The following is a 26,487-nucleotide window of genomic DNA, read 5'->3' on the forward strand; positions in this document are numbered from 1 at the left end:
TTTTTTAACATTTGTCAAGCTACGTAATGAAAGTTTTATGGCAGTGGATGACAGTTTAGTGACGGCAATTGCTTTTATCTAACAAGTTGATTAACAGAGGATATTTCCGAAAGCCGCGTTTCGCATCAATTCAGGCTTAAGCCGCGTATTCTCTCGCTTATCGCGTGTTTTCTAACTCTCATACACAAGGTTATCCACAGGAATAGTGGATAACTGCGTGCAGCCCATACAGACTGCCGCTCGGCAACGTCCCGGTTTTTCCCACGAAGCGGCAGCAAAAAAATTTTATCACCCTTTTTTGACGCGCAAGCGCGAGGTTTATCCTTATGGACTGGCGAGATCTTAATCACATTTCTGCAATGCGCTGAGGTCAAGGTATTTCCCGGTTTCAGCATTTTCTGCGTTGCCGCTGAGCCACGGGATCTCCCCCAGAAACGGCGCGGGCAGCATTCGCTTAAGCGTCGCCAGATACTCCGGATGACGTTTGCCCGGTGCGACCACATCGTTCGCGATCCAGCCAGCCAGACGCAGGCCTGACTGCTGCACGGCCTGCGCGGTCAACACCGCGTGGTTGATACAGCCAAGCTTAACGCCGACCACCAGAATTACCGGCAGCCTCTCTGCCTCAACCCAGTCGGCAAAGGTATGCTGCTCTGAGAGTGGCGTAAACCAGCCGCCCGCCCCTTCCACCAGCACCCAGTCCGCCTGTTCTTCCAGGGTACGCAGCCCGGCCGAAAGTACGTCAAACGCAATCGGACGCCCCTCGTCCGCGCTGATGATGTGCGGTGAGGTTGGCTCCGCGAAGGTATAGGGATTCACCGCCGCATAGGCCAGGTCGATACTGCTGTTACGCTGGAGTGCCAGCGCGTCGGTGTTACGCAGGCCTTCCGGCGTCATCTCGCTGCCAGAGGCCACGGGCTTAAACCCCGCGGTCTTTTTCCCCAGCCGACGGGCAGCCTGCAGCAGTGCCGCGCTGGCAACCGTTTTGCCCACTTCCGTATCCGTACCGGTCACAAAATAGCGTTCAGTCACGTTCGATAATCCCATGAAAAAGTTGATAAGAGAGCGGAAACGCGCCCCGCTGCTGCGGCCACGCCAGCCCCAGACGCTGCAACTGACCGCGCGTGAGCGGTTTTTGCTCGCGCCCGGCGTGCAGGTGCGTTGCGCCAATGCCCTTGAGTGAGCGCATGGCGCTGAGGGCATCGCGGAAGTCCAGCGTGACCGTTTGTACCCTGCTTCGGTAACGCCAGCCTGCCAGCGCCCTCAGCACCTCGTCGTGCGACAGGAAGCGGTTCGCGTGCGGACGATCGTCCACGGCTTTCCAGGCCTGATTAAGCTCCGGCAGAGAACTGTCGAGCAGGGTGGTAAACGCCACCTTGCCGCCTGGTTTCGCCACGCGATAAAGCTCCCCCAGCGCGTGCGGCAGGCTGCTACACCACTGCACCGCCAGATGGCTCCAGACCAGGTCGAATTGCCCGTCAGGCAGCGCGATGGCTTCAATATCGGCAACCAGATAGCGGTCAGCCGACTGCTGCTGGCGCGCCTCGTTGAGCATCTGCTCCGAAAGATCGAGCGCTGTCACCGTGCTTCCCGCCTGCCGCCAGTAGCGGCTGTTCGCGCCCGGCCCGCATCCCGCATCCAGGACCTGCGCAAATTGACCGCCTCCCAGCGCGGCCAGCAGCCCTTGTGCGCTCTGGCGCTGCAGTTCATCGTGCTGCGAGTAGCTTTGCGCCGCCCGGCCAAACGCGGCGGCGATGGCCTGCTTATTGACTGGCGTCATCGAGCGCCTCCAGCAGTGCGTCGATATCCTGCGACTCGTGGGCCGCCGTGAGGGTTAAGCGCAACCGCGCGGTGCCCGGCGGAACGGTGGGAGGCCGAATGGCGGTGACCCACATTCCGCGATCGCGCAGCGTCTGCGCCAGGCTCAGAGCCCGGCTGTTTTCCCCCACGATCACCGGCTGAATGGCGCTTTGAGACTCGGCTATCCTGTAGGGAAGCGAGCCTAAACCCCGGCGAAAACGCGCAATATGTTCAGCCAGACGCTGCCTGCGCTCCGCCCCTTCCGCGCACCGGATCACCGACAGCGATGCCGATAACGCTACAGCCTGTGCCGGAGGCATGCTGGTGCTGTAGATCAGGTGCCGGGCAAACTGTAAGAGATAATCCGCCACCGGATCGCTGCACAGCACCGCCGCCCCGCTCACGCCGAAGCCTTTGCCAAACGTCACGATCAGCAGTTCCGGCCTGACGCGCTGTTGATCTGCGCTTCCGCGCCCCTCATCGCCCATTACCGCGATGCCGTGGGCATCGTCGACCAGTAGCCAGGCGTTATGCTTCCGGGCCGCGTCATGCAGGGCGCGCAGCGGTGCGCTGTCACCGTCCATGCTAAACACCCCTTCCGTGACCACCAGCTGCTGGCCGGCGCAGGGTTTCTGAAGCAGGGCGTGGAGGTGCCCGACGTCGTTATGCGTAAAGCGTCGCAGCTGCGCCGGGCTTAACCCCGCCGCCTCCAGCAGCGAGGCGTGGCTTAGGCGGTCGGCGACAATCCGGTCCTCTTTGCCCGTCATTGCCGCAATCACTGCCTGATTCGCGGCAAAGCCAGAGATAAACAGCAGCGCACGCGGGTAGCCCAGCCAGTCGGCCAGCTCCGCTTCCAGAGTCTGATGCGCCGTGGTGTAGCCGCTGACGTGGCCCGAACCGCCGCTGCCCACACCGTATCGCTCCGCCCCGCGTTGCCACGCACGGATAACGTGTGGGTGCTGGCTGAGGCCGAGATAATCATTGCTGGAAAAATTGCAAAAGCGTTGGTTATCACGCGTGAGAAAACGGCCTGCGCCGTTCTCCACCACGCAGCGCACGCGCAACGCCTCCGCCGCCCGACGCTCGTCGAGCGCGGACTGGATACGTGCCTGCCAGGTCATACTGAGGCCGCGTTGTAAAACTGTTCCGTGTCGGCGTTGAAAATCTGCCGCTCCAGCATCTGCTGCTGTTCGTTATCTCCCTTCAGCACCTCGGTCTGATGCGATCTCAGGCCGAGCTTGCGGAACAGCTGGACGTCTTTGTCCTCTTCCGGGTTTGGCGTGGTCAGCAGCTTGCAGCCGTAGAAAATGGAGTTGGCACCGGCCATAAAGCACATCGCCTGCGTCTGCTCGTTCATCTGCTCGCGTCCCGCCGAGAGGCGCACGTACGAGGTCGGCATCATGATGCGCGCAACGGCGATGGTGCGAATAAAATCAAAGGCGTCCACGTCGTCGTTATCCGCCAGCGGCGTCCCTTTCACCTTCACCAGCATGTTGATCGGCACGCTTTCCGGCGGTGTCGGCAGGTTAGCAAGCTGGAGCAGCAGGCCGGCACGATCTTTCACCGTCTCCCCCAGCCCCACGATCCCGCCCGAGCACACTTTGATGCCTGCATCACGCACCTTGTCCAGGGTATCCAGTCGCTCCTGATAGGTGCGCGTGGTGATGATGTTGCCGTAAAACTCCGGCGAGGTGTCGAGGTTGTGGTTGTAGTAGTCCAGCCCGGCCGCAGACAGGCGCTGTGCCTGCTCGTCGTTCAGCGTGCCCAGCGTCATACAGGCTTCCAGCCCCATCTCCTTCACCCCTTTCACCATCTGCTCAAGATAGGGCATATCGCGGTCGTGCGGGTTCTTCCATGCCGCGCCCATGCAGAAGCGGGTGGAGCCTGCATTTTTGGCCTTACGCGCCGAGTCGAGCACCTGCTCTACCTCCATCAGGCGCTCGGTTTCGAGACCGGTTTTGTAGCGGGCGCTCTGCGGGCAATATTTGCAGTCTTCCGGGCATGCGCCGGTCTTGATCGACAGCAGCGTGCTGACCTGCACATGGCGTGGGTCGAAGTGTTGACGGTGTATCTGCTGCGCTTCGAACATCAGCTCCAGGAAAGGTTTGTTGAATAACTCAGTGACTTGCGACATCGTCCAGCGTGGATGGTGAGCCATTTAGCGTCTCCAAAGGGTTTTGTTAATTGTCGGTTCGGTTTATACTTGTAAACCTAATTCTTTTCAAAATGGTTTACAAGTCAATTATGACCCAGGACGATCTCGACTTCGACAAGCAGCATATCTGGCACCCTTACACCTCCACGACCCGCCCCCTGCCCGTTTACCCGGTTGCGTCTGCTCACGGATGCGAGCTGCATCTCGCCAGCGGCGACGTGCTGGTCGACGGTATGTCCTCCTGGTGGGCGACGATCCATGGATATAACCATCCGCGCCTGAACGCGGCGATGAAAACGCAGATTGACCGCATGTCGCACGTCATGTTTGGCGGCATTACCCATCAGCCGGCGGTGGATGTCTGCCGTCGTCTGGTGGCGATGACCCCCGACGCGCTGGAGTGCGTTTTCCTCGCCGATACTGGCTCCGTGTCCGTAGAAGTGGCGATGAAGATGGCGTTGCAGTACTGGCATGCGAAGGGCGAACCGCGCCAGCGCTTCCTGACCTTCCGTAACGGCTATCACGGCGATACCTTTGGGGCGATGTCGGTCTGCGATCCGGATAACTCCATGCACAGCCTGTGGAAGGGCTACCTGCCGGAAAACCTGTTTGCCCCCGCGCCGCAAAGCCGTTTCGACGGCGAGTGGGACGAGGCGGACATGGTGGGTTTTGCGCGTCTGATGGCAGCGCACCGCCATGAGATCGCCGCGGTTATTCTGGAGCCGATTGTGCAGGGCGCGGGCGGAATGCGCATCTATCACCCGGAGTGGCTCAAGCGCATTCGTAAGATGTGCGATCGCGAGGGCATTCTGCTGATCGCGGATGAAATTGCCACCGGCTTTGGTCGCACCGGCAAACTGTTCGCCTGTGACCACGCGGGGATCACGCCGGACATTCTGTGCCTGGGCAAAGCCTTAACCGGCGGGACCATGACGCTGTCCGCGACGCTTGCCACCCGCCACGTCGCGGACACCATCAGCGATGGCGAAGCGGGATGCTTTATGCACGGCCCCACGTTTATGGGCAATCCACTGGCCTGTGCGGTGGCAAGCGAAAGCCTCGCGATGCTGGAGAGCGGCGAGTGGCAAACGCAGGTGGCGGCAATCGAGGCGCAGCTTAAGCAGGAACTGCGCATCGCTTCGGATTCGGAGTTTGTCGCCGACGTGCGGGTGATCGGGGCGATTGGCGTGATTGAGACCACGCACCCGGTGAACATGGCGGCGCTCCAGCGCTTCTTCGTTGAGCACGGCGTCTGGGTACGACCGTTCGGCAAGCTGATCTACCTGATGCCGCCGTATATCATTACCCAGGATCAGCTACGTAAATTAACTGCCGCGGTCGTTACCGCTGTTAACATTCCCACGCATTTCACGATTTAACCCTATGGGTTACACTTCGTGAACGAGCGATTAACGAGGGTAAACCGTATGAAAATCATCAGTAAAGATTTGCGCGACGGCGAGAAACTGCCGGAACGTCACGTTTTCAACGGCATGGGCTATCAGGGGGATAATATCTCCCCGCATCTGGCCTGGGATGATGTGCCTGCGGGAACCAAAAGCTTTGTCGTCACCTGCTACGACCCGGACGCCCCAACCGGCTCCGGCTGGTGGCACTGGATTGTGGCTAACCTGCCTGCAGAAACCCGCGTGCTGCCGCAAGGTTCCGGCTCTGATCTGGTCGCCCTGCCAGAGGGCGCTATTCAGACGCGTACCGACTTTGGCAAAGCGGGTTACGGCGGCGCGGCTCCGCCAAAAGGGGAGACGCATCGCTACATCTTTACGGTGCATGCCCTCGACGTGGATCGCATTGAGGTGGATGAAGGTGCGAGCGGTGCGATGGTGGGCTTTAACGTGCATTTCCATACGCTGGGCAGTGCGTCGATCACGGCGATGTATTCGTAAAAAAACCGGGTGGCGGCTACGCCTTACCCGGCCTACGTGGCACAGATGTAGGCCCGGTAAGCGCAGCGCCACCGGGCAAATAATCACAACACCGAAGGCACCAACCCCACCAGCCTGCCCTCTTCCAGCAGCGCCATCGCCTTATCAATGTCCGGCGCAAAGAAGCGATCGTCGTCGTAATGCGTGACATGCTCGCGTAATTCGTGCCGCGCCTGCTCCAGCAGCGGGCTGGATTTCAGCCCTTCGCGCAGATCGATCCCCTGACATGCCGCCAGCCACTCAACCGCCAGCACGCCGCGGGTGTTGGACGCCATCTCCCACAGGCGGCGTCCGGCGGCGGGGGCCATCGAAACATGGTCTTCCTGATTGGCTGATGTTGGCAGGCTGTCCACGCTGTGTGGATGCGACAGCGCTTTATTCTCGCTTGCCAGCGCCGCGGCGGTGACCTGGGCGATCATAAAGCCCGAGTTTACCCCGCCGTTACGCACCAGGAACGGCGGCAGCTGGGACATGTGTTTGTCCATCATCAGCGCAACACGCCGTTCGGAGAGGGCACCGATTTCGGCAATCGCCAGCGCAATATTATCCGCCGCCATCGCCACGGGTTCGGCATGGAAGTTGCCGCCGGAAATCACCTCATTTTCTTCGGCAAACACCAGCGGGTTATCCGACACGGCGTTGGCTTCGACCAGCAGCACCTCTGCCGCCTGGCGCAGCTGCGTCAGGCAGGCGCCCATCACCTGCGGCTGGCAGCGCAGCGAGTACGGGTCTTGCACCTTGTCGCAGTTGTGGTGAGATTCCGCGATGTCGCTGGAGTCGGTCAGCAGATGGCGGTACATCGCCGCCGTATCAATCTGCCCGCGCTGTCCGCGCACGTCATGAATACGCGCATCAAACGGACGACGAGAGCCGAGCACCGCTTCGGTGGTCAGCGCGCCGCAGACCACCGCAGAGGCGAACAGGTCTTCCGCTTCAAACAGGCCGCGCAGCGCAAAGGCCGTGGAGGCCTGCGTGCCGTTGAGCAGCGCCAGCCCCTCTTTGGCCGCCAGCGTAATCGGCGTTAATCCGGCTTTTTGCAGCGCCTCTTTGGCGGGAAGCCACTCCCCCTGCCAGCGCGCCTTCCCTTCGCCCAGCAGCAGCAGCGACATATGCGCCAGCGGGGCGAGATCGCCGGAGGCGCCAACCGAGCCTTTCGCCGGGATCCACGGATAAACATTGGCATTCACCAGCGCCATCAGGGCCTGGATCACGCTCAGACGAATGCCGGAAAACCCGCGTGCCAGGCTGTTGATTTTGAGCACCATCATCAGGCGGACAATATTATCGTCCAGCGGCTGGCCGACGCCTGCCGCATGGGAAAGCACCAGCGAGCGCTGTAAATTTTCAAGGTCATGCGTTGCGATACGGGTCTGGGCCAGCAGGCCAAAACCGGTATTGATACCGTAGGCGGTGCGCCCTTCGGCCACAATGGCCTCGACGCAGGCCACGCTGTCGTTAATTGCCGCGTGGGCATTTTCATCAAGCGAAAGGGTCACCGGTTGACGCCAGACGTGACGCAGCTGCTTCAGCGTCAGCGAGCCGGGAGTGAGTGTTAAGGCGTTCATTGATGCTTTCCTTGTGTGGCAGGGACCATCGGCAGGTTGAGCCCCTGCTCTCTGGCACAGTCAATCGCAATCTCGTAACCCGCATCCGCATGACGCATCACGCCGGTTGCCGGGTCGTTGTGCAGGACGCGTGCGATACGCGCGGCGGCTTCATCCGTTCCGTCACAGACGATGACCATGCCCGAGTGCTGGGAGAAGCCCATCCCCACGCCGCCGCCGTGGTGTAAAGAGACCCAGGTGGCGCCGCTGGCGGTATTCAGTAAGGCGTTGAGCAGCGGCCAGTCGGAGACCGCATCAGACCCGTCGCGCATGGCTTCGGTTTCCCGGTTTGGGCTGGCAACAGAGCCAGAATCCAGATGGTCACGACCAATGACAATCGGCGCGGAGACTTCCCCACTGCGCACCATTTCATTGAACGCCAGACCGAGTTTTTGCCGCCATTCCAGCCCCACCCAGCAGATGCGCGCCGGCAGGCCCTGGAAGTTGATACGCTCGCGCGCCATGTCCAGCCAGCGATGCAGATGCTCATCGTCGGCCACGATCGCTTTCACTTTGGCATCGGTTTTATAGATGTCTTCCGGGTCCCCGGAGAGTGCCACCCAGCGGAACGGCCCGATGCCGCGACAGAACAGTGGGCGGATATAGGCAGGGACAAAGCCCGGGAAGTCAAAGGCGTTTGCCACGCCCATCTCTTTAGCCATCTGGCGGATGTTGTTGCCGTAGTCGAAGGTCGGGATACCGCGCTCACTGAACGCGAGCATGGCAGAGACGTGTTCAGCCATCGAGCGTTTGGCGGCCAGCGCCGTGCCTTCCGGGTCGGATTCAGCTTTCTGCTGATACTCTTCCCAGCACCAGCCTTTCGGCAGATAGCCGTGCAGCGGATCGTGCGCGCTGGTCTGGTCGGTGACCAGATCGGGACGCACACCGCGCGCCACCAGTTCAGGGAGGATATCCGCCGCATTAGCGCACAAGGCAATCGAAACCGCTTTGCCCTCGGCGGTATATTTCTGGATACGTGCCAGCGCGTCATCCAGATCGTTCGCCTGCTCGTCCACGTAGCGGGTGCGCAGACGGAAATCGATACGGCTCTGCTGGCATTCAATATTGAGCGAGCATGCGCCAGCGAGGGTTGCAGCCAGCGGCTGCGCGCCGCCCATGCCGCCCAGCCCGGCGGTCAGAACCCAGCGGCCCTTCAGGGAACCGTTATAGTGCTGGCGACCGGCTTCAACGAAGGTTTCGTAGGTGCCCTGCACAATTCCCTGGCTGCCGATGTAGATCCAGCTTCCCGCCGTCATCTGGCCGTACATTGCCAGCCCTCTGGCGTCCAGCTCGTTAAAGTGCTCCCAGTTGGCCCAGTGCGGTACCAGGTTGGAGTTGGCGATCAGCACGCGCGGCGCGTTTTTATGGGTTTTAAAGACGCCAACCGGCTTGCCGGACTGCACCAGCAGGGTTTCGTCGCTTTCCAGATGGGTCAGGGAATTCACAATGGCGTCATAGCATTCCCAGTTACGCGCGGCGCGGCCAATACCGCCATACACCACCAGCTCGTGGGGATTTTCCGCCACCTCGGGATCGAGGTTATTCATCAACATGCGCAGCGGGGCTTCGGTGAGCCAGCTTTTGGCAGTTAGCGTGGTGCCGCGCGGGGCGCGGACATCCTGCTGGCGATATTTATCTGACGACATTGTGTGCTCCTCATACAGGACAAATGATGTATTCAGATATACTTGTATAGACAAGTTCACACAAGGCTGGATTTAACAAAAAAGATACAATTTTGTTATATTGCGTTAGCTATCACGCTTTTTGCTTATGACATAAAGTGGCCCTGCAGCCGATAGCGATTTCCCGGGAACAGCAGCTTCGCCTGGGACACAATCTGCGAGGAGGACCAGGTGCGACGCCGGATAAGCAGGCACGGATCCTGCTCTTTAATCCGCAGCAGCTCGCACTCTTGCGGCGTGGCGCGAACGGCCTCGACGATGTGCTCTCCCTCGGTTAAGGGCGCCACGCGTGACAGATAGGCATGCGGCGTGGTTTGGGTGTAATCCTGCTCCAGGTACTCCGGCACGCGCTCGGCGTTGACGCAGCGGTCCTCGATTTGCACCGGAACGTCATTTTCGTAATGCACCATCACCGAGTGAAAAATCCGCGAACCTTCCTTAACGTTCAGCTCCACGGCCTGCTCCGCGCTGGCCTGTGTCGCTTCCAGTACCAGCACGTCGCAGCGGTGCTGGTGGTTACGCGCGGCGATTTCGTCCGCAATGCTGCGGATTTCAAACAGGGCGGACTGCCCTTTGGGTTCGGCGACAAAGGTACCGACTCCCTGCAGACGCACCAGCAGCCCTTCGTCGGTAAGCTCGCGTAGCGCCCGGTTGATGGTCATCCGGCTAAAGCCAAACTGCGCCACCAGCTCGGCCTCGGACGGAATGCGGTCGTGCGGCTGCCACACCCCCGTGGCGATTTTTTCGCTGATCGCCTGCTTCACCTTTTCATAAAACGGGGCAGGAGGGCTGGGTGGTTCTTGCGATGAGCGTGAAAACATGGTGATTCCTTATAGTGTTATGCCCACCAGTGAGCAATTTGCCAGGCCAGTCGGGCGGCAAGCCGCGCGCCCTGCCCATCACGATCGTAGTGCGGGTTAAATTCAACCAGGTCCGCCGCCGCCAGTTTTCCGCTGCGGCAGATCCGTTCGATGACGGGCATCAGATCCCGCGCGGAGACCCCTAACGCCGCGGGCGCCGAGACGGCGGGCATTTCGGCGGCAGGCAGCACGTCCAGATCAATCGTGAGATAGACCCGATCGGCCTGAGCCAGCACCTTTTCCAGCGAGGATAACGCATCGCGCTGAAAACAGAGATCTTCCACCAGCGTGACCTTGAGCCGTTCCGCCTCATCCCACAGCGCCTGGGTGTTTGCCGCACGGCTTACCCCCAGACAGGCGTACTGAAATTCCCGCGACTGCGCGGCGCAGTAGCCTGCAAGCTGTCGAAACGGCGTGCCGGAGGTGGCGCGCTCGGCGTTGCGCAGGTCAAGATGCGCGTCCAGATTGACGATCGCCACGCGCTCGTCCGGGAACGCATCCAGCACGCCGCGCCCGTGCGCCCACGCGGTTTCGTGTCCACCGCCGAACACCAGCGTGCGCATGCCGGATTGCTGGCATAAGGTTACCACATCGCTTAACGTCCGCTGAGCGGCTTCAAGCGCCTCGCCTTCAACCTGAAGGTTGCCCGCATCCGCAAGGCGTTCATGCCCGGCATGGCTGGCCATATTGGCCAGCGCCGCACGCAGCACATCAGGAGCCTGCGCCGCCCCGGGCCTGCCGCGGTTGCGTTTGACACCCTCATCGCATTCAAAGCCAATCAACGCGATACCTGACGCCTGCGGCGTAAACGGCTCACTCAGATCGATGGTCTGGAAAATACGTTTTGCGTTGCTGGCCTCGGCGCTGTCGTCGCGCCCCTGCCAGACCTGCCCTTGTGCGGGCTGCCACAGCGTCATGATGCTTTCCCCCGAAATACGCGTTGATACAGCGGGTTGCGCCCCGGTTCGTACACCATCTCCACCGGATGCCGCGCGTCCCAGATGATGAAATCGGCCACGTAACCGGCTTTAAGCTGCCCGTGGGTTTCTCCGCGCCCAAGCGCCCGCGCCGCATGACGGGTGACACCGGCCCAGGCTTCTTCCGGGGTCAGGCAAAACTGAACGCAGGCCATATTCATCGCCAGATGCAGGCTGGCAAAGGGGCTGGTGCCGGGGTTGTAATCTGTCGCGACGGCCATCGGGACGCCCTGCTGTCGCAGCTGTTCAACCGGCGGGCGCTGGCGCTCCTGGAGAAAATAGAATGCACCGGGCAGAAGCACCGCCACCGTGCCGCTGTGCGCCATCGCCTGCACACCCTCTTCATCCAGATACTCAATATGATCGGCGGAGAGCCCGTGATAGCGGCTGACCAGCGCCGCGCCCCCCAGGTTCGAGAGCTGCTCGACATGCCCTTTCACCGGAATGCCCAGCGCCGTGGCCGCCTGAAACAGGCGCTCGGTCTGCGCGGGCGTAAACCCGACGTTCTCACAGAACACATCAACCGCTTCGAACAGCCCTTTTTGCCACAGGTCGGGCATGATGTGCTCGCAGACCAGCGTCAGGTAAGCGTCCGGATCGCCGCGAAACTCCGCCGGCACCGCGTGGGCGGCCAGCAGCGTCGACCCGATCTCAACCGGATTGTCACGGGCAAGCTGGCGCGCCACCCGCAGCATCTTCTCTTCGGCGTCGGCGTTGAGTCCATATCCTGACTTGATTTCAAGAGTTGTTACGCCTTCGCGCATCAAACGCTGCAAGCGCTGTTGGGCCAGCTGCAGTAAGGTTTCCTGCGAGTTGCCGCGTGTGGCCGTGACGGTGGCGTTTATTCCCCCGCCCTGGGCGGCAATCGTCTGGTATGCCACGCCGTTCAGGCGCTGCTCCCACTCCGCCGCGCGGTCGCCGCCAAACACCAGATGGGTGTGGCAGTCGATCAGGCCGGGCGTTACGAGACGCCCTTCAAGATCGATACAGCCAGGGTGGTCGGCAGGAACATCCTCATCAGGAATGACCGCCAGGAGCGTGTCTTCGCGAACCACCAGCGCGCTGTTGTCGGTAAGGCCATAGGGGGCGGGATGGTCAGGATCCATTGTTGCCAGGCGCGCATTACGCCAAATCACATCGTCAGGATGAATCTGCTGCATGGGGCTTCCGCTTGTCATGGGTTGTATAGACATTTATTTTCATCTGGCGGCGACTGTCAACCGACTTCGGGGAAAATGTTATCTATTTGTGACGACTTACCCGCCTCGCCCGGCGGAAAAATGCAACTTTTACCGTTTTTATCTTCCCGTTTCGCTCAACTTAGTATAAAAAAGCAGGCTATTTCGTCTATCCCGTTAAGACTTGCATACCCAGGAGCTTTACCTTGAACATTTCCAGGATTTCCCGTCTGGCGCTGGCACTCGCATTTGGCGTGACGTTATCCGCATGCAGCTCAACACCACCGGACCAACAGCCTTCTGAGCAGGTTGCGCCGGGAACCGCCTCCCGCCCAATCCTCTCTGCTGATGAAGCGAAAAACTTCAGCCAGGCGCGCTACTTCACGGCAATGGATCCGAATGCCGCCCCCTGGACTCCGTCTTCCATTAATCTGCCTAAGCAGCCCGATTTCGTGGTCGGCCCGGCAGGTGCGCAGGGCGTGACGCACACCTCCATTCAGGCTGCAGTCGATGCGGCGATCACCAAACACAGCGCGTCGCGTCAGTATATCGCGATCATGCCGGGTGAATACGAAGGTACCGTTTACGTACCCGCCGCGCCAGGCAGCGTGACGCTGTATGGTCTGGGCGAAAAAGCCATTGATGTGAAAATTGGTCTGGCGATTGATTCTGAAATCGACACCACCACCTGGCGCCACCTCGTGAACCCTGCCGGAAAATACATGCCGGGTAAACCTGCGTGGTACATGTTTGATAACTGCCAGAGCAAACGCACCGCAACCGTGGGCGTGATGTGCTCCGCCGTTGTCTGGTCTCAGAACAACGGTCTGCAGCTGCAAAACCTGACCATTCAGAACACACTGGGCGACAGCGTGGATGCGGGCAACCATCAGGCCGTGGCGCTGCGCAGCGATGGCGACAAGGTGCAGATCAACAACGTGAATATTCTGGGCCGTCAGAACACCTTCTTCGTGACCAACAGCGGCGTGCAGAACACCCTGCAGAATAACCGTCTGACGCGCACGCTGGTGACCAATAGCTACGTTGAAGGCGATGTGGATCTGGTGTCCGGTCGCGGTGCGGTGGTCTTCGATAACACCGACTTCCGCGTGGTGAACTCCCGTACCCAGCAGGAAGGCTACGTATTTGCGCCGGCGACACAGTCCAACCTGTTCTACGGTTTCCTGGCGGTAAACAGTCGTTTCAACGCCTCCGGTGACGGCGTGGCACAGCTGGGCCGCTCTCTGGATGTCGACGCGGCCACCAACGGCCAGGTCGTGATCCGCGACAGCGTGATCGGCGAAGGTTTCAACGTGGCGAAACCCTGGGCCGATGCCGCCATCTCTAAGCGTCCCTTCTCCGGCAATACCGGTACCGTGGATGATAAAGGCAACGTGCAGCGCAACCTGAACGACGCAAACTTCAACCGCATGTGGGAATACAACAACCGCGGTTTGGGTAGCAAAGTGGTTGCAGAGCCGAAGCAATAAGTCTGATTCCAGACATAAAAAAACCTCGCATTTGCGAGGTTTTTTGTTTTATGCCCGTCAGTGCGCGTTAACAACCACCCACATTGGCCCCTGGCCGACGGCATAGCGCCCTTTTTCTTCCAGCAGTCCCTGCACGCCTTTGATTTCATACACCGCAATATGGTGCGATTTCTGCCCTGCAGCAATCAGGAACCGACCGCTGTGATCGACATTAAAGCCGCGCGGCTGGGTTTCCGTTGGCTGGAAGCCTTCAAGAGAAAGGATGCTGCCGTCTTCGGAGACGCTGAACACGGTGATCAGGCTTGAGGTACGGTCGCAGGTATACAGATGGCGTCCGTCCGGAGTGATGTGTATGTCCGCCGCCCAGCGGGTATCGGCGAAGTCAGACGGCATCATATCCAGCGTCTGCACGCACTCAATCTGGCCGTTCGGATCGCTCAGTTCCCACACGTCCACGGAGCTGTTCAGCTCATTCACCACATACGCATACTGCTGGTTCGGGTGGAAGACCATGTGACGCGGGCCCGCACCCTCAACGGTGGTGACCTCGGCGGGGGTTTGCGCCACCAGGTGACCATCGTCGCTCAGGGTAAACAGGCAGATGCGATCCTGCTTCAGCGCAGGCACCCACAGGGTGCGGTTGTCCGGCGAGATATTGGCCGAGTGGCAACCTTCGAGCCCTTCCACCACGTCCACCGTTTCAACCGGAATGCCGTCCTCAAGACGCGTCACGCTTACGCAGCCGGCGTTATACGAACCGCTGAAGATAAAGTTGCCTTTGCGATCGGTTGAGATGTGTGTAGGGCTTCCCGGCAGCGGTGCTTCGGCGGTATAGGTCAGGGCGCCGTCATCTGGTGAAATGCGGTACGCCAGCACGCGAAACTCCGGGCGCACGCCAACGTAGAGAAAACGTTTATCCGGGCTGACCACCATCGGCTGGACCTGTCCCGGGACATCAACAACCTGCACCAACGTGAGCGAACCTTCGGCATTCAAACTCCAGACGTGGATCTGCTGACTTTCAGGACTGGCGGTATAAACGGTTTGTTTCATGAATACTCCTTTCCTCACTGCGCGTGAAAGTGATTATTTTTAACGGCGAATGCTGAATTGTAGTCCGGAATTTTGCAGCGATCTGCTCTCGGTGTACCATCCCCTGAGACCTTAAATTCAACATTAACCCGGAAGAACAAATGACCTCGCGTGTGATTGCACTGGATTTAGACGGAACACTGCTTACTCCTCAGAAAACCCTGCTCCCCTCTTCTGTCGACGCGCTCAAGCGCGCGCAGGAAGTGGGTTATCAACTCCTGATCGTAACGGGTCGACATCACGTTGCCATCCATCCTTTTTATCAGGCACTGGGCTTAGATACACCTGCAATTTGTTGTAATGGCACTTATTTGTATGATTATCAGGCAAAAAAGGTCCTGGAATCCGATCCGCTTCCTGTCGATCGCGCGCTGCAACTCATTGACCTGCTGGATGAGCACGACGTACACGGCCTGATGTACGTGGACGAGTCCATGATGTACGCGCGCGCAACCGGCCACGTGATCCGCACCAGCAAGTGGGCTTTGTCGCTGCCGGAAGCGCAGCGCCCGGTCTTTACGCAGGTCTCTTCTCTGCGTCAGGCGGCTCAGGAGGTTAACGCAATCTGGAAATTTGCCCTGACGGATGAAGACACCGGCAAACTGAACGCCTTCGCCAGCCGCGTAGAGCAGACCCTGGGGCTGGAGTGCGAGTGGTCCTGGCATGACCAGGTGGACATTGCGCGTAAAGGCAACAGCAAAGGCAAGCGCCTGACGCAGTACGTCGAATCTCAGGGCGGGTCAATGCAGGACGTGATTGCCTTTGGCGACAACTACAACGACATCAGCATGCTGGAAGCTGCCGGTACGGGCGTGGCAATGGGCAATGCCGATGACGCGGTAAAAGCGCGTGCTAACGTGGTGATTGGGGACAACACCGTCGACAGCATCGCGCAGTATATTTATACCCACCTGCTGTAATCAGGTGGTGATCGAGACGCTCTTGATTTGCGCGTAGAGCCACAGGCCGGGTTTGATGCCGAGTTCATCCCTGGCCCACGGACTGATGCGTGCCCAGAGCGTCTTGCTGCCCACCTCGAGCTTCACCTCGACCTGCCCGTTATCGTCTAAACACTCTGCCACCTTCGCACGCAAAATATTGCGGATGCTGGTTTGTAGCGGCGGCTGCAGCACTAACGAGACGTCCGAGGCCTGAATACGAATACGCAGCGCAGACTGCAACGGTTTATCGATCCTGTTGACCCAAAGATGCTGGTCACCCAGCGCGAGCGCGGTCATGGCATAGTGCGGATGATGCTCAAGCACGTTGACCTTGAGAATGCTGCTCTGCTGCTCTTTGGGTAGCCACGGGTGCATCACGCTGCTGCCCCAGACCGCCTCCAGATTGCCAAACGCCTTGACGCTGCCGTTTTCCAGCACCAGCACGTTATCTGCCAGATGCAGGATCTCATCCAGCGAATGGCTGACGTACAGCATCGGAATATTGATTTCGCGCGCCAGACGCTGGAGATACGGCAGCAGTTCACGTTTGCGCGGAATGTCCAGCGAAGCCAGCGGCTCGTCGAGCAGCAGCAGCTCCGGCGCGGTCAGCAATGCACGCCCAATCGCCACGCGCTGTTTCTCCCCGCCTGAAAGCGCCGACGGCAGCCGGTCGAGAAGCGGTTCAATCCCCAGCAGCGCCACCAGCTTATCAAACTGCCCCGACATGCTTTTCGCCATGCCGTAGCGCAGATTACCGCGCACGCTGTAGTGCGGGAACAACCGCGCGTCCTGGAACACGTAGCCGATCCGCCGCTTTTCGGGTGCCAGGTAAATCTTGTTTTCCACGTCATTTAAGACGCGGTTATTCAGCACGATGCGCCCGGACTGCGGGCGCGTCAGGCCGCTAATGGCATTGATGAGCGAGGTTTTCCCGGCGCCCGACACGCCAAAAATGGCGGTGATGCCGCTCGCGGGCAGCGTTTCGTTGAGCGTGAGGCAGTGGCTTCCCAGCGTCTGGGTAAAATGAAGTTCCAGCATAATTATTTCCCCATCCGCTCACGGCTAAGGCGCGCCAGCCACTCAGACACCAGCAGCGACGCCAGCGCCAGCACAATGGCGATAATACACAGCCGCGCCGCCGCGCCTTCCCCGCCAGGGGTTTGAATGAGGGTGTACATCGCCGACGGGAGGGTCCGCGTCTCGCCAGGAATGTTAGAGACAAAGGTAATGGTGGCACCAAATTCGCCCAGCGATCGCGCGAAGGCCAGCACGGTGCCAACGATAATGCCCGGCAGGGTAAGCGGCAGCGTGATGGTGAAAAAGACCCGCCAGCGCCCTGCGCCCAGGGTGCGGGCAGCCTGTTCCAGTTTGATATCAACGCCTTCCAGCGCCAGGCGAATGGCCCTGACCATCAGCGGGAATGACATCACCGCTGCCGCCAGCACGGCACCGCGCCAGCTGAAGGCAAACGTCAGGCCGAACCAGTCGTACAGCCGTTCGCCGATAAATCCGCGTCGCCCCATCGAGATCAGTAGCAAATAGCCAACGACCACGGGCGGTAAAACAAGCGGGAGATGAAGCACGCTGTCGAGCAGGGCTTTGCCTGGGAACCGGCAGCGAACCAGTAGCCAGGCAAAGAAGATCCCGAAGGGTAAACTCAGTACAACTGCCAGGGAGGAGACTTTAAGGCTCAGCAGCACGGCCTGCCATTCAGGATCGGTCAACATCATTCGTGAGTCGTAAATCCGTAACGTTTAAAGATGGCTGACGCTTCCGGCCCCTTCAGATAATCATAAAAGGCCGTTACCGCCGCATTTTTGTGCCCGTCAACAATCGCAACAGGGTATTCTACTTTCTTGTGCGAGTCTTCCGGGAAGGTGCCAACGACTTTTACCCCTTTGCTGGCGACGGCATCAGAGCCGTAGACGATGCCCAGTGGCGCTTCGTTGCGCTCAACCAGCGCCAGCGCGCCGCGGACATCTTCAGCCGGGGCCAGTTTCGGCGACAGTGACGCCCACGCGCCCAGCTTCTGCAGCGCCTCTTTAGCATAAATCCCGGCCGGGACATGCGCCGGATCGCCAACGGCCAGTCGACCGCCGTTCAGCAGGCGTATCCACGGGGTCTCTTTGCTGATGTTAATGTCGCCCTGCGCGCTGTCTTTCGGTGCCACTACCACCAGGCTATTACCCAGCAGCGTTTCGCGGGTGGCGGTATCAACGGATTTTTTCTCTACCGCATAATCCATCCACTTCTGGTCGGCGGAGATAAACAGATCCGCAGGCGCACCCGCTTCTATCTGGCGGGCAAGCGTGGACGACGAGGCAAACGAGGAGACCACATCAACGTTTTTCTCTTTTTTATACGCGGTCGCGATATCCTGCATAGCATTGGTGAGCGATGCAGCCGCAAAAACCGTGATTTTACCCTCGTCAGCCAGCGCGTGTCCGGCCAGAGAAAGCGTCAGCGTTGCCCCTGCGAAAAGGCGTACCCATGTACCTGCCATTTGTAGCTCCTGTGCATTTCGTTATATACGTATAAATATAACGATAACCGCAGGGATATCCTAGCGTTAAATCGTACCGATTAATGAGTAAACCCGGCTACTGCAGAAATAACTATCGGCGGAAAGGGGAAAAACTTGAGAGCAAAACGCCCGGGCTGGCCGGGCGTTCTGAGGGGAATTATTGCTGCTTTTTAGGCTGGTCTCTGTGACCGATGTTCGAAAAGACGTTGAACACTTCACCCAGGCCGTAGATGGCACCGAGGATGATAGCCATCACTACTGGTACCATGATCACGGCGAATACCAGACTCTTCAACAACTCTAACATGGTTTTCTCCAGATTGTGTGAATCGCTTTATTCTACCCTGAACGGTAAGAAAAACATCCCCTTTTGTGCGGTGCGCTTTGCGCGCTGCGCCATTTGGGTCACAATACCCTTTTTGCCAGGACATTGTTATGCAGGCCGAAATTCTCCTCACTCTCCGTCTTCAGCAGAAGCTTTTCGCCGATCCGCGACGCATCGCCCTGCTTAAACAAATAGAACAGACTGGTTCAATTAGCCAGGGGGCGAAAAACGCAGGCATCAGCTACAAAAGCGCCTGGGACGCTATCAACGAGATGAACACCCTGAGCGAGCAAACGCTGGTTGACCGGGCGACGGGCGGAAAAGGCGGTGGCGGCGCGGTGCTTACCCGCTACGGGCAACGCCTGATCCAGCTTTACGATCTGCTGGCCCAAATCCAGCAGAAAGCGTTTGACGTGCTGAGCGATGACGACAACGTTCCGCTGGACAGCCTGCTGGGAGCTATTTCGCGCTTTTCGCTGCAAACCAGCGCCCGCAATCAGTGGTTCGGCACGGTCACGGCGCGTGATAATTCGCAGGTTCAGCAGCATATTGAGATCCTGCTTGCCGACGGCACCACCCGCCTTAAGGCCGCCATCACCGCGCAAAGCGGCCAGCGCCTGGGGCTGGAAGAAGGCAAAGAGGTGCTGGTGTTACTCAAAGCCCCCTGGGTGAGCATGACCCGCCAGCCGGAGCAGGCTAAAGAGGCGGATAACCAACTGCAGGGCACCATTAGACATATTGAACGCGGCGCGGAGCAGTGCGAAGTGCTGATGACGTTGCCCGACGGGCAGATGCTTTGCGCCACGGTCCCCCTGCACGACGCGGCAAATCTGGAGGAAGGTGCTGAAGTCACCGCATATTTCAACGCGGACCGGGTGATTATCGCCACATTATGCTAAGCGCATTGACAATCGTGCCGACAGTGGGTATCCCTGACATATATTGCTGCAAAAAATGGGATAAATCATGTCATCATTGCATATTTCGCAAGGCACGTTTCGTCTTAGCGATACCCGAACGCTGTCGCTTCCTGATTTAACGCTGCGTGCCGGTGAGAGCTGGGCGTTTGTCGGCACAAACGGCAGCGGAAAATCGGCCCTTGCCCGCGCGCTGGCAGGAGAGCTTACCCAGCTCAACGGTGAACGCCGCTGTACCTTTACCCGCCTGACGCGCCTCTCGTTCGAACAATTGCAAAAGCTGGTCAGCGATGAGTGGCAGCGCAACAACACCGATCTGCTTAGCCCCGGAGAAGAAGATACTGGCCGCACCACGGGGGAGATCATTCAGGATGCGGTCAAAGACGACGCGCGCTGCAGGCACCTGGCGGAGCAGTTTGGCATCACCGCCCTTCTCGGGCGCCGCTTTAAATACCTTTCTACCGGCGAGACGCGCAAAACGCTGTTGTGCCAGGCGCTGATGAGCGAGCCGGACCTGCTGATCCTCGACGAGCCGTTTGACGGGCTGGACGTGCAGTCCCGCGCCCAGCTGGCGACCCTGCTGGAGAGGCTCAATCAGCAGGGTTACACGCTCGTGCTGGTGCTAAACCGCTTTGATGAGATCCCGGACTTTGTGCAAAACGCAGGCGTGCTGGCCGACTGTAACCTGACCGAAACCGGTGAGAAATCCGCCCTGCTCAAACAGGCGCTGATTGCTCAGCTGGCCCACAGCGAGAAACTGGACGGTATTGCGCTTCCGGAACCGGATACCCTTTCGGCGCGCCACGATTTGGACCCCCACCAGCCGCGCATTGTACTGCGCGACGGAGTGGTGTCGTACGACGATCGCCCTATCCTTAATCATCTGAGCTGGACGGTAAACCCCGGTGAGCACTGGCAGATTGTCGGCCCTAACGGCGCGGGGAAATCCACGCTGTTAAGCCTGATTACCGGCGATCATCCGCAGGGCTACAGTAATGATCTTACGCTGTTTGGCCGCCGTCGCGGCAGCGGCGAAACCATCTGGGATATCAAAAAGCATATTGGCTACGTCAGCAGCAGCCTGCATCTGGATTATCGCGTCAGCACGACGGTGCGCAACGTGATCCTCTCGGGCTTTTTTGACTCCATCGGCATTTATCAGGCGGTGTCGGATAAACAGCACAAGCTGGCGCAGCAGTGGCTGGATATTCTGGGGATGGATAACCGCGTGGCGGATGCCCCTTTTCACAGCCTCTCGTGGGGCCAGCAACGGCTGGCGCTGATCGTTCGCGCGCTGGTAAAACACCCGACGCTGCTGATCCTCGACGAGCCGTTGCAGGGGCTGGACCCGCTCAACCGCCAGCTGATCCGCCGCTTTGTGGATGTGCTGATTAGCGAAGGCGAGACGCAGCTGCTGTTTGTCTCCCACCATGCGGAAGACGCCCCCGCCTGCATCACCCATCGGCTGGAATTTGTGCCAGACGGCGAGTGCTACCGTTACCTTCTCAGCAAGATCGACTGACCCCGGAGGGCGGTGCCCTCCTCTTTTCAGACTACCTGCAGCACTAAATCTATCTCTTTGATCTATAATGCCCTCTGGCCCCCCGAACAGGCGCGTGAAAACCAGTGTAAGCGATTCCACTATTTTATCCCATGTCACACTTTTGTCGTCTCTGTTATGCTATGGTTAATTCATACCATAAGCCCAATGGAGCGAAATATGCGAGTTCTGGTAACAGGTGGTAGCGGTTACATAGGAAGTCATACCTGCGTGCAGCTGCTGCAAAACGGTCATGATGTCATCATCCTCGACAACCTGTGCAATAGTAAGCGCAGCGTGCTGCCTGTGATTGAACGTCTTGGCGGTAAACAGCCCACTTTCGTGGAAGGCGACATCCGCAACGAAGCCTTGATGACCGAGATCCTTCACGATCACGCGATTGAAACCGTGATCCACTTCGCTGGCCTGAAAGCGGTTGGCGAATCGGTGGCAAAACCGCTGGAGTATTACGACAACAACGTCAACGGCACGCTGCGGTTAATCTCGGCGATGCGCGCGGCGAACGTTAAAAACTTCATCTTCAGCTCATCCGCGACCGTCTACGGCGATCAGCCCAAAATCCCTTACGTTGAAAGCTTCCCGACCGGCACGCCGCAAAGCCCGTATGGCAAAAGCAAGCTGATGGTCGAGCAGATCCTGACTGATTTACAGAAAGCACAGCCGGAGTGGAGCATTGCGTTGCTGCGCTATTTCAACCCGGTCGGCGCGCATCCATCAGGCGATATGGGCGAAGATCCGCAGGGTATTCCCAATAACCTGATGCCGTACATCGCCCAGGTTGCCGTTGGCCGTCGCGAATCGCTGGCCATTTTTGGCAACGACTATCCAACCGAAGACGGTACCGGCGTGCGCGACTATATCCACGTGATGGACCTGGCCGACGGCCACGTGGCGGCCATGCAGCAGCTGGCTGGCAAAGCGGGCGTGCATATTTATAACCTCGGTGCCGGGGTCGGCAGCAGCGTGCTCGACGTGGTGAATGCCTTCAGCAAAGCCTGCGGGAAGCCGGTGAATTACCACTTTGCCCCACGCCGCGACGGCGACCTTCCCGCTTACTGGGCGGATGCCACCAAAGCCGATAAAGAGCTTAACTGGCGTGTCACCCGCACGCTCGATGAAATGGCACAAGATACCTGGCACTGGCAGTCACGCCACCCGCAAGGCTATCCGGACTAAGGATTTGTCATGACGCAATTCAACCCCGTCGATCACCCGCATCGTCGTTTTAACCCGCTCAGCGGGCAATGGATTTTGGTCTCTCCGCATCGCGCCAAGCGCCCCTGGCAGGGGGCGCAAGAGACGCCTGCAAAACAGACGCTGCCCCAGCACGATCCGGACTGTTTCCTCTGTCCGGGCAATACGCGCGTGACCGGTGACAAAAACCCGGACTATACAGGCACCTTCGTCTTTACCAACGATTTTGCCGCGCTGATGACCGACACGCCGGATGCACCGGAAAGCCACGATCCGCTGATGCGCTGCGAAAGCGCCCGTGGAACCAGCCGCGTGATCTGTTTCTCGCCGGATCACAGCAAAACGCTGCCGGAGCTGAGCGTTGAGGCACTTAAAGAGGTGGTCAGCACCTGGCAAGCGCAGACGGCAGAGCTGGGCCAAACCTACCCGTGGGTGCAGGTGTTTGAAAATAAAGGCGCGGCCATGGGCTGCTCCAACCCGCATCCGCACGGCCAGGTCTGGGCGAACAGCTTCCTGCCGAATGAAGCCGAGCGCGAAGATCGCCTGCAAAAAGCCTATTTTGCCGAAAACGGCTCGCCGATGCTGGTGGACTATACCCAGCGCGAGCTGGCCGACGGCAGCCGTACCGTGGTCGAAACCGAACACTGGCTGGCGGTAGTGCCCTACTGGGCGGCGTGGCCGTTTGAAACGCTGCTGCTGCCAAAAGCGCACGTTCAGCGCATCACCGATCTCAGCGATGCCCAGCGCGATGACCTTGCGCTGGCGCTGAAGAAGCTGACCAGCCGTTACGACAATCTCTTCCAGTGCTCCTTCCCGTACTCCATGGGCTGGCACGGGGCACCGTTCAACGGTGAAGAGAATGCACACTGGCAGCTGCATGCCCATTTCTATCCGCCGCTGCTGCGTTCCGCGACGGTGCGTAAATTTATGGTGGGCTACGAAATGCTGGCGGAAACCCAGCGCGACCTGACGGCAGAACAAGCGGCAGAGCGTCTGCGTGCCGTGAGCGATGTCCACTACCGCGAATCAGGAGTCGAATAAATGAGTCTGAAAGATAAAACACAGTCCCTGTTTGCTGAAAAATTTGGCTACCCTGCCACCCACGTTATCCAGGCCCCCGGGCGCGTGAACCTTATCGGGGAGCATACCGATTATAACGACGGTTTTGTTCTGCCCTGTGCCATCGACTACCAGACGGTGATCAGCTGCGCCACGCGCGACGACCGCACCGTGCGCGTGATCGCGGCAGACTACGACAATGAGATCGACGAGTTTTCTCTCGATGCCCCTGTCGTGACCCACGACACACAGCAGTGGTCGAACTATGTGCGCGGTGTGGTGAAGCATCTGCAACAGCGTAACAAAAATTTTGGCGGCGCAGATTTAGTCATCAGCGGCAACGTTCCGCAAGGGGCGGGTTTAAGCTCGTCGGCCTCGCTGGAAGTGGCGGTCGGTACCGTGTTCCAGCAGCTTTACCATCTGCCGCTGGACGGGGCGCAAATTGCCCTGAACGGCCAGGAAGCAGAAAACCAGTTTGTGGGCTGTAACTGCGGCATTATGGATCAGCTTATCTCCGCGCTGGGCAAAAAAGAGCATGCCCTGCTGATTGACTGCCGCTCTCTCGGCACCAAAGCCGTACCGCTGCCGAAGGGCGCCGCGGTGGTGATTATTAACAGTAATTTCAAACGCACGCTGGTGGGCAGCGAGTACAACACCCGCCGCGAGCAGTGCGAAACCGGGGCCCGCTTCTTCCAGCAGCCCGCGCTGCGCGATGTCACACTCGACGAGTTCAATAAGGTGGCGCACGAGTTGGACCCGACCGTGGCAAAACGCGTGCGTCACGTCCTGACGGAAAACGCGCGTACCGTTGAAGCCGCCTGCGCGCTCGAAAAAGGTGACCTCAAACGCATGGGTGAGCTGATGGCTGAATCTCACGCCTCCATGCGCGATGATTTTGAAATCACCGTTCCGCAGATCGACACCCTGGTCGAGATTGTTAAAGCGGCTATCGGCGATAACGGTGGCGTGCGCATGACCGGTGGCGGTTTTGGTGGCTGTATCGTGGCGCTAATCCCTGAAGACCTGGTGCCAGTGGTCCAGGACGCCGTGGCGAAGCAGTACGAAGCCAAAACGGGCATCAAAGAGACGTTCTATATCTGTAAAGCCTCACAAGGAGCCGGACAGTGCTAAAAGAGACGCCAAACCTCGCACCGGATGGACTGCCGTATCGCCTGTTAACCCTGCGCAATGAAGCAGGGATGGTGGTGACGCTGATGGACTGGGGCGCTACCCTGCTCTCCGCCCGCGTGCCGATGCCGGACGGCAGCGTGCGCGAAACCCTGCTCGGCTGCGCATCACCGGAACAGTATGTTACCCAGACGGCCTATCTTGGCGCGTCGCTGGGCCGTTATGCCAACCGCATTGCGCAGAGCCGCTTCGAACTCGACGGCGTCGGGTATGCCCTCCTGCCAAGCCAGGGTGACAATCAGCTGCACGGTGGGCCGGAAGGCTTCGATAAACGCCGCTGGAAAATCGTCCAGCAGAACGACGGGGAAGTATTGTTTTCGCTGGATTCGCCCGATGGCGACCAGGGTTTCCCGGGCGCGCTCTCTGCCTCGGCACGCTTTACCCTGACCGACGATAACCGCATTGCCATTGAGTATCGCGCGACGGTGGATCAACCTTGTCCGGTGAATCTCACCAACCATGCCTACTTCAACCTGGATGGCAACACCAGCGACGTGCGCCAGCACAAGCTGCAGATACTGGCTGATGAATACCTGCCGGTAGATGAGATGGGCATCCCGTATCAGGGGCTGAAAGCCGTAAGCGGCAACAGCTTCGATTTCCGCACGGCTAAGCCCATCGGCCAGGATTTCCTGAGCGATGACGACCAGCGTAAGGTGAATGGCTACGACCACGCCTTCCTGCTCCAGGCGAAAGGCGATCTGCGCCAGCCTGCCGCACAGCTGTGGTCAACCGATGAGAAACTGCAGATGACGGTCTACACCACCGCTCCGGCCCTGCAGTTTTATTCGGGCAATTACCTCAACGGTACTGCGGCGCGCGAGGGGGATGAATACCGTAACTGGCAGGGCGTGGCGCTGGAAAGTGAATACTTGCCCGACAGCCCTAACCAGCCGGAATGGCCGCAGCCAGACTGCGTGCTGCGTCCGGGTGAAGAGTACGTCAGCGTGACGGTTTATCATTTTATCCCGCACTGATACTCAACCCTCCTGACGGAGGGTTTTTTTACGCCACAATGCTGAAAATAGCGCCGATCGCAGACAAAATCATAACCCAGAATTCACAAGCATCTTACACTCGGAGACTATTTTCGCTATGGTTAGGGTTAAGCGTTGCTGCTGGCACGGCCACAGCAATATAATGAGAATTGTTATCATTCAATAAAGCTTATGAGGAGTAAGAGATGGCTATAACTAAGCTGGTCCTGGTACGCCACGGCGAAAGCCAGTGGAACAACGAAAACCGCTTCACCGGTTGGTACGACGTTGATCTGTCCGAGAAAGGCGTAAGCGAAGCAAAAGCAGCTGGTAAACTGCTGAAGGAAGAAGGCTTCAGCTTTGATTTTGCTTACACCTCTGTGCTGAAACGTGCCATCCATACCCTGTGGAACGTGCTGGACGAACTGGATCAGGCCTGGCTGCCGGTTGAGAAATCCTGGAAACTGAACGAACGTCACTACGGTGCGCTGCAGGGCTTGAACAAAGCGGAAACCGCTGAAAAATACGGTGACGAGCAGGTTAAACAGTGGCGTCGCGGTTTCGCGGTCACGCCACCAGAGCTGAGCAAAGATGACGAGCGCTACCCGGGCCATGACCCACGCTACGCAAAACTGACCGATGCAGAACTGCCGCAGACTGAAAGCCTGGCGCTGACCATCGATCGCGTTGTGCCTTACTGGAACGAAACCATCCTGCCACGCCTGAAAAGCGGCGAGCGCGTGATCATCGCCGCTCACGGTAACTCCCTGCGTGCGCTGGTGAAATACCTGGACGATATGGGTGAAGACGAGATCCTCGAACTGAATATCCCAACGGGCGTACCGCTGGTGTATGAATTCGATGAAAACTTCAAACCTGTTAAACACTACTATCTGGGCAACGCTGATGAGATCGCGGCAAAAGCGGCGGCCGTAGCGAACCAGGGTAAAGCGAAGTAAGTTTCGCAAGCCATAAAAAAAGCGTGGAGCCATCCACGCTTTTTTATTTGCCCTGAAT

At 59.0% G+C, this 26,487-nt stretch carries 25 protein-coding genes; 11 read left to right on the forward strand and 14 right to left on the reverse strand.

Annotation, left to right across the window (positions count from 1 at the left end; genetic code table 11):
• Positions 1 to 342 precede the first annotated feature (342 nt).
• From bioD to bioB, 4 genes are read right to left on the reverse strand one after another with little or no spacing between them, the layout of a single operon-like run.
• On the reverse strand, positions 343 to 1,032 hold the full coding sequence (gene bioD / locus ACWKX3_RS09030) for a dethiobiotin synthase (protein ID WP_454541616.1): 690 nt from the start codon (positions 1,030 to 1,032) through the stop codon (positions 343 to 345).
• The gene (gene bioC, locus ACWKX3_RS09035) at positions 1,025 to 1,780 is read right to left on the reverse strand and encodes a malonyl-ACP O-methyltransferase BioC (protein ID WP_006177256.1); all 756 of its coding nucleotides are present in this window, start codon (positions 1,778 to 1,780) and stop codon (positions 1,025 to 1,027) included. Before bioC ends, bioD begins: the two co-directional genes overlap by 8 nt.
• Positions 1,764 to 2,921 (reverse strand): 8-amino-7-oxononanoate synthase, encoded by a 1,158-nt coding sequence (bioF, locus tag ACWKX3_RS09040; protein WP_454541617.1) that lies wholly within the window; start codon positions 2,919 to 2,921, stop codon positions 1,764 to 1,766. The genes bioC and bioF overlap by 17 nt, the downstream gene beginning before the upstream one ends.
• Complete coding sequence (bioB, locus tag ACWKX3_RS09045) at positions 2,918 to 3,958, reverse strand: biotin synthase BioB (RefSeq protein WP_454541618.1); 1,041 nt, start codon at positions 3,956 to 3,958, stop codon at positions 2,918 to 2,920. The genes bioF and bioB overlap by 4 nt, the downstream gene beginning before the upstream one ends.
• Positions 3,959 to 4,026: 68 nt before the next feature.
• On the opposite strand from bioB, the gene bioA reads away from it, so the two are divergent.
• Together bioA and ACWKX3_RS09055 are read left to right on the forward strand one after the other, a co-directional pair.
• A complete protein-coding gene (gene bioA / locus ACWKX3_RS09050) occupies positions 4,027 to 5,334 on the forward strand; it encodes an adenosylmethionine--8-amino-7-oxononanoate transaminase (protein ID WP_220711236.1) in 1,308 nt (435 codons plus the stop codon).
• Positions 5,335 to 5,382: 48 nt separating this feature from the next.
• Positions 5,383 to 5,859 (forward strand): kinase inhibitor, encoded by a 477-nt coding sequence (locus tag ACWKX3_RS09055; protein WP_058610573.1) that lies wholly within the window; start codon positions 5,383 to 5,385, stop codon positions 5,857 to 5,859.
• 83 nt (positions 5,860 to 5,942) lie between these two features.
• On the opposite strand, the gene hutH is transcribed toward ACWKX3_RS09055, so the two are convergent.
• From hutH to hutI, 5 genes are all read right to left on the reverse strand, one after another.
• Complete coding sequence (gene hutH / locus ACWKX3_RS09060; protein ID WP_202561874.1) at positions 5,943 to 7,463, reverse strand: histidine ammonia-lyase; 1,521 nt, start codon at positions 7,461 to 7,463, stop codon at positions 5,943 to 5,945.
• Positions 7,460 to 9,148 (reverse strand): urocanate hydratase, encoded by a 1,689-nt coding sequence (hutU, locus tag ACWKX3_RS09065; RefSeq protein WP_454541619.1) that lies wholly within the window; start codon positions 9,146 to 9,148, stop codon positions 7,460 to 7,462. Before hutU ends, hutH begins: the two co-directional genes overlap by 4 nt.
• 125 nt (positions 9,149 to 9,273) lie before the next feature.
• Positions 9,274 to 10,008, reverse strand: coding sequence for a histidine utilization repressor (locus ACWKX3_RS09070; RefSeq protein ID WP_454541620.1), 735 nt, complete (start codon positions 10,006 to 10,008; stop codon positions 9,274 to 9,276).
• Between the two features lie 17 nt (positions 10,009 to 10,025).
• Positions 10,026 to 10,964 (reverse strand): formimidoylglutamase, encoded by a 939-nt coding sequence (gene hutG / locus ACWKX3_RS09075; protein ID WP_404599480.1) that lies wholly within the window; start codon positions 10,962 to 10,964, stop codon positions 10,026 to 10,028.
• Positions 10,961 to 12,184, reverse strand: a complete 1,224-nt coding sequence (hutI, locus tag ACWKX3_RS09080) for an imidazolonepropionase (protein ID WP_454541621.1) — start codon at positions 12,182 to 12,184, stop codon at positions 10,961 to 10,963. The genes hutG and hutI overlap by 4 nt, the downstream gene beginning before the upstream one ends.
• Before the next feature lie 224 nt (positions 12,185 to 12,408).
• Here hutI and ACWKX3_RS09085 point away from each other — a divergent pair, with 224 nt between their 5' ends.
• Positions 12,409 to 13,692: a putative acyl-CoA thioester hydrolase gene (locus tag ACWKX3_RS09085; RefSeq protein ID WP_006177241.1), complete on the forward strand. Its 1,284-nt coding sequence runs from the start codon at positions 12,409 to 12,411 to the stop codon at positions 13,690 to 13,692.
• A 57-nt stretch (positions 13,693 to 13,749) separates the two neighbouring features.
• Here the strand turns inward: ACWKX3_RS09085 and pgl are convergent, their stop codons facing one another.
• On the reverse strand, positions 13,750 to 14,745 hold the full coding sequence (pgl, locus tag ACWKX3_RS09090) for a 6-phosphogluconolactonase (RefSeq protein ID WP_006177240.1): 996 nt from the start codon (positions 14,743 to 14,745) through the stop codon (positions 13,750 to 13,752).
• 140 nt (positions 14,746 to 14,885) lie between these two features.
• Here pgl and ACWKX3_RS09095 point away from each other — a divergent pair, with 140 nt between their 5' ends.
• Positions 14,886 to 15,704 carry a pyridoxal phosphatase gene (locus ACWKX3_RS09095; RefSeq protein ID WP_454541622.1) on the forward strand — a complete coding sequence of 273 codons (819 nt, stop codon included), beginning with the start codon at positions 14,886 to 14,888 and terminating at the stop codon, positions 15,702 to 15,704.
• Here the strand turns inward: ACWKX3_RS09095 and modC are convergent, their stop codons facing one another.
• The 4 genes from modC to ACWKX3_RS09115 form a co-directional block, all read right to left on the reverse strand.
• Positions 15,705 to 16,763, reverse strand: a complete 1,059-nt coding sequence (gene modC / locus ACWKX3_RS09100) for a molybdenum ABC transporter ATP-binding protein ModC (RefSeq protein ID WP_088207651.1) — start codon at positions 16,761 to 16,763, stop codon at positions 15,705 to 15,707.
• Between the two features lie 2 nt (positions 16,764 to 16,765).
• On the reverse strand, positions 16,766 to 17,455 hold the full coding sequence (modB, locus tag ACWKX3_RS09105; protein ID WP_006177237.1) for a molybdate ABC transporter permease subunit: 690 nt from the start codon (positions 17,453 to 17,455) through the stop codon (positions 16,766 to 16,768).
• Positions 17,452 to 18,228 carry a molybdate ABC transporter substrate-binding protein gene (gene modA, locus ACWKX3_RS09110; protein WP_088207652.1) on the reverse strand — a complete coding sequence of 259 codons (777 nt, stop codon included), beginning with the start codon at positions 18,226 to 18,228 and terminating at the stop codon, positions 17,452 to 17,454. Before modA ends, modB begins: the two co-directional genes overlap by 4 nt.
• Before the next feature lie 178 nt (positions 18,229 to 18,406).
• Complete coding sequence (locus ACWKX3_RS09115) at positions 18,407 to 18,556, reverse strand: AcrZ family multidrug efflux pump-associated protein (protein WP_042321036.1); 150 nt, start codon at positions 18,554 to 18,556, stop codon at positions 18,407 to 18,409.
• Between the two features lie 128 nt (positions 18,557 to 18,684).
• Between ACWKX3_RS09115 and modE the strand changes: the two genes are divergently transcribed.
• The 7 genes from modE (at position 18,685) to gpmA (ending at position 26,429) form a co-directional block, all read left to right on the forward strand.
• Positions 18,685 to 19,473, forward strand: coding sequence for a molybdenum-dependent transcriptional regulator (modE, locus tag ACWKX3_RS09120; protein ID WP_454541623.1), 789 nt, complete (start codon positions 18,685 to 18,687; stop codon positions 19,471 to 19,473).
• A 67-nt stretch (positions 19,474 to 19,540) separates the two neighbouring features.
• On the forward strand, positions 19,541 to 21,013 hold the full coding sequence (gene modF / locus ACWKX3_RS09125) for a molybdate ABC transporter ATP-binding protein ModF (RefSeq protein WP_337284789.1): 1,473 nt from the start codon (positions 19,541 to 19,543) through the stop codon (positions 21,011 to 21,013).
• A gap of 198 nt (positions 21,014 to 21,211) precedes the next feature.
• The gene (gene galE, locus ACWKX3_RS09130) at positions 21,212 to 22,228 is read left to right on the forward strand and encodes a UDP-glucose 4-epimerase GalE (protein WP_042321030.1); all 1,017 of its coding nucleotides are present in this window, start codon (positions 21,212 to 21,214) and stop codon (positions 22,226 to 22,228) included.
• A gap of 9 nt (positions 22,229 to 22,237) precedes the next feature.
• Complete coding sequence (galT, locus tag ACWKX3_RS09135; RefSeq protein WP_088207655.1) at positions 22,238 to 23,287, forward strand: galactose-1-phosphate uridylyltransferase; 1,050 nt, start codon at positions 22,238 to 22,240, stop codon at positions 23,285 to 23,287.
• Positions 23,288 to 24,436, forward strand: coding sequence for a galactokinase (galK, locus tag ACWKX3_RS09140; protein WP_006177226.1), 1,149 nt, complete (start codon positions 23,288 to 23,290; stop codon positions 24,434 to 24,436). It abuts the gene before it with no gap.
• Positions 24,430 to 25,470, forward strand: coding sequence for a galactose-1-epimerase (galM, locus tag ACWKX3_RS09145; protein ID WP_454541624.1), 1,041 nt, complete (start codon positions 24,430 to 24,432; stop codon positions 25,468 to 25,470). The genes galK and galM overlap by 7 nt, the downstream gene beginning before the upstream one ends.
• Before the next feature lie 206 nt (positions 25,471 to 25,676).
• Positions 25,677 to 26,429, forward strand: a complete 753-nt coding sequence (gene gpmA / locus ACWKX3_RS09150) for a 2,3-diphosphoglycerate-dependent phosphoglycerate mutase (protein ID WP_006177223.1) — start codon at positions 25,677 to 25,679, stop codon at positions 26,427 to 26,429.
• The last annotated feature ends 58 nt before the right edge of the window (positions 26,430 to 26,487 follow it).

It is taken from the genome of Enterobacter sp. UPMP2052 (genome assembly GCF_053709675.1).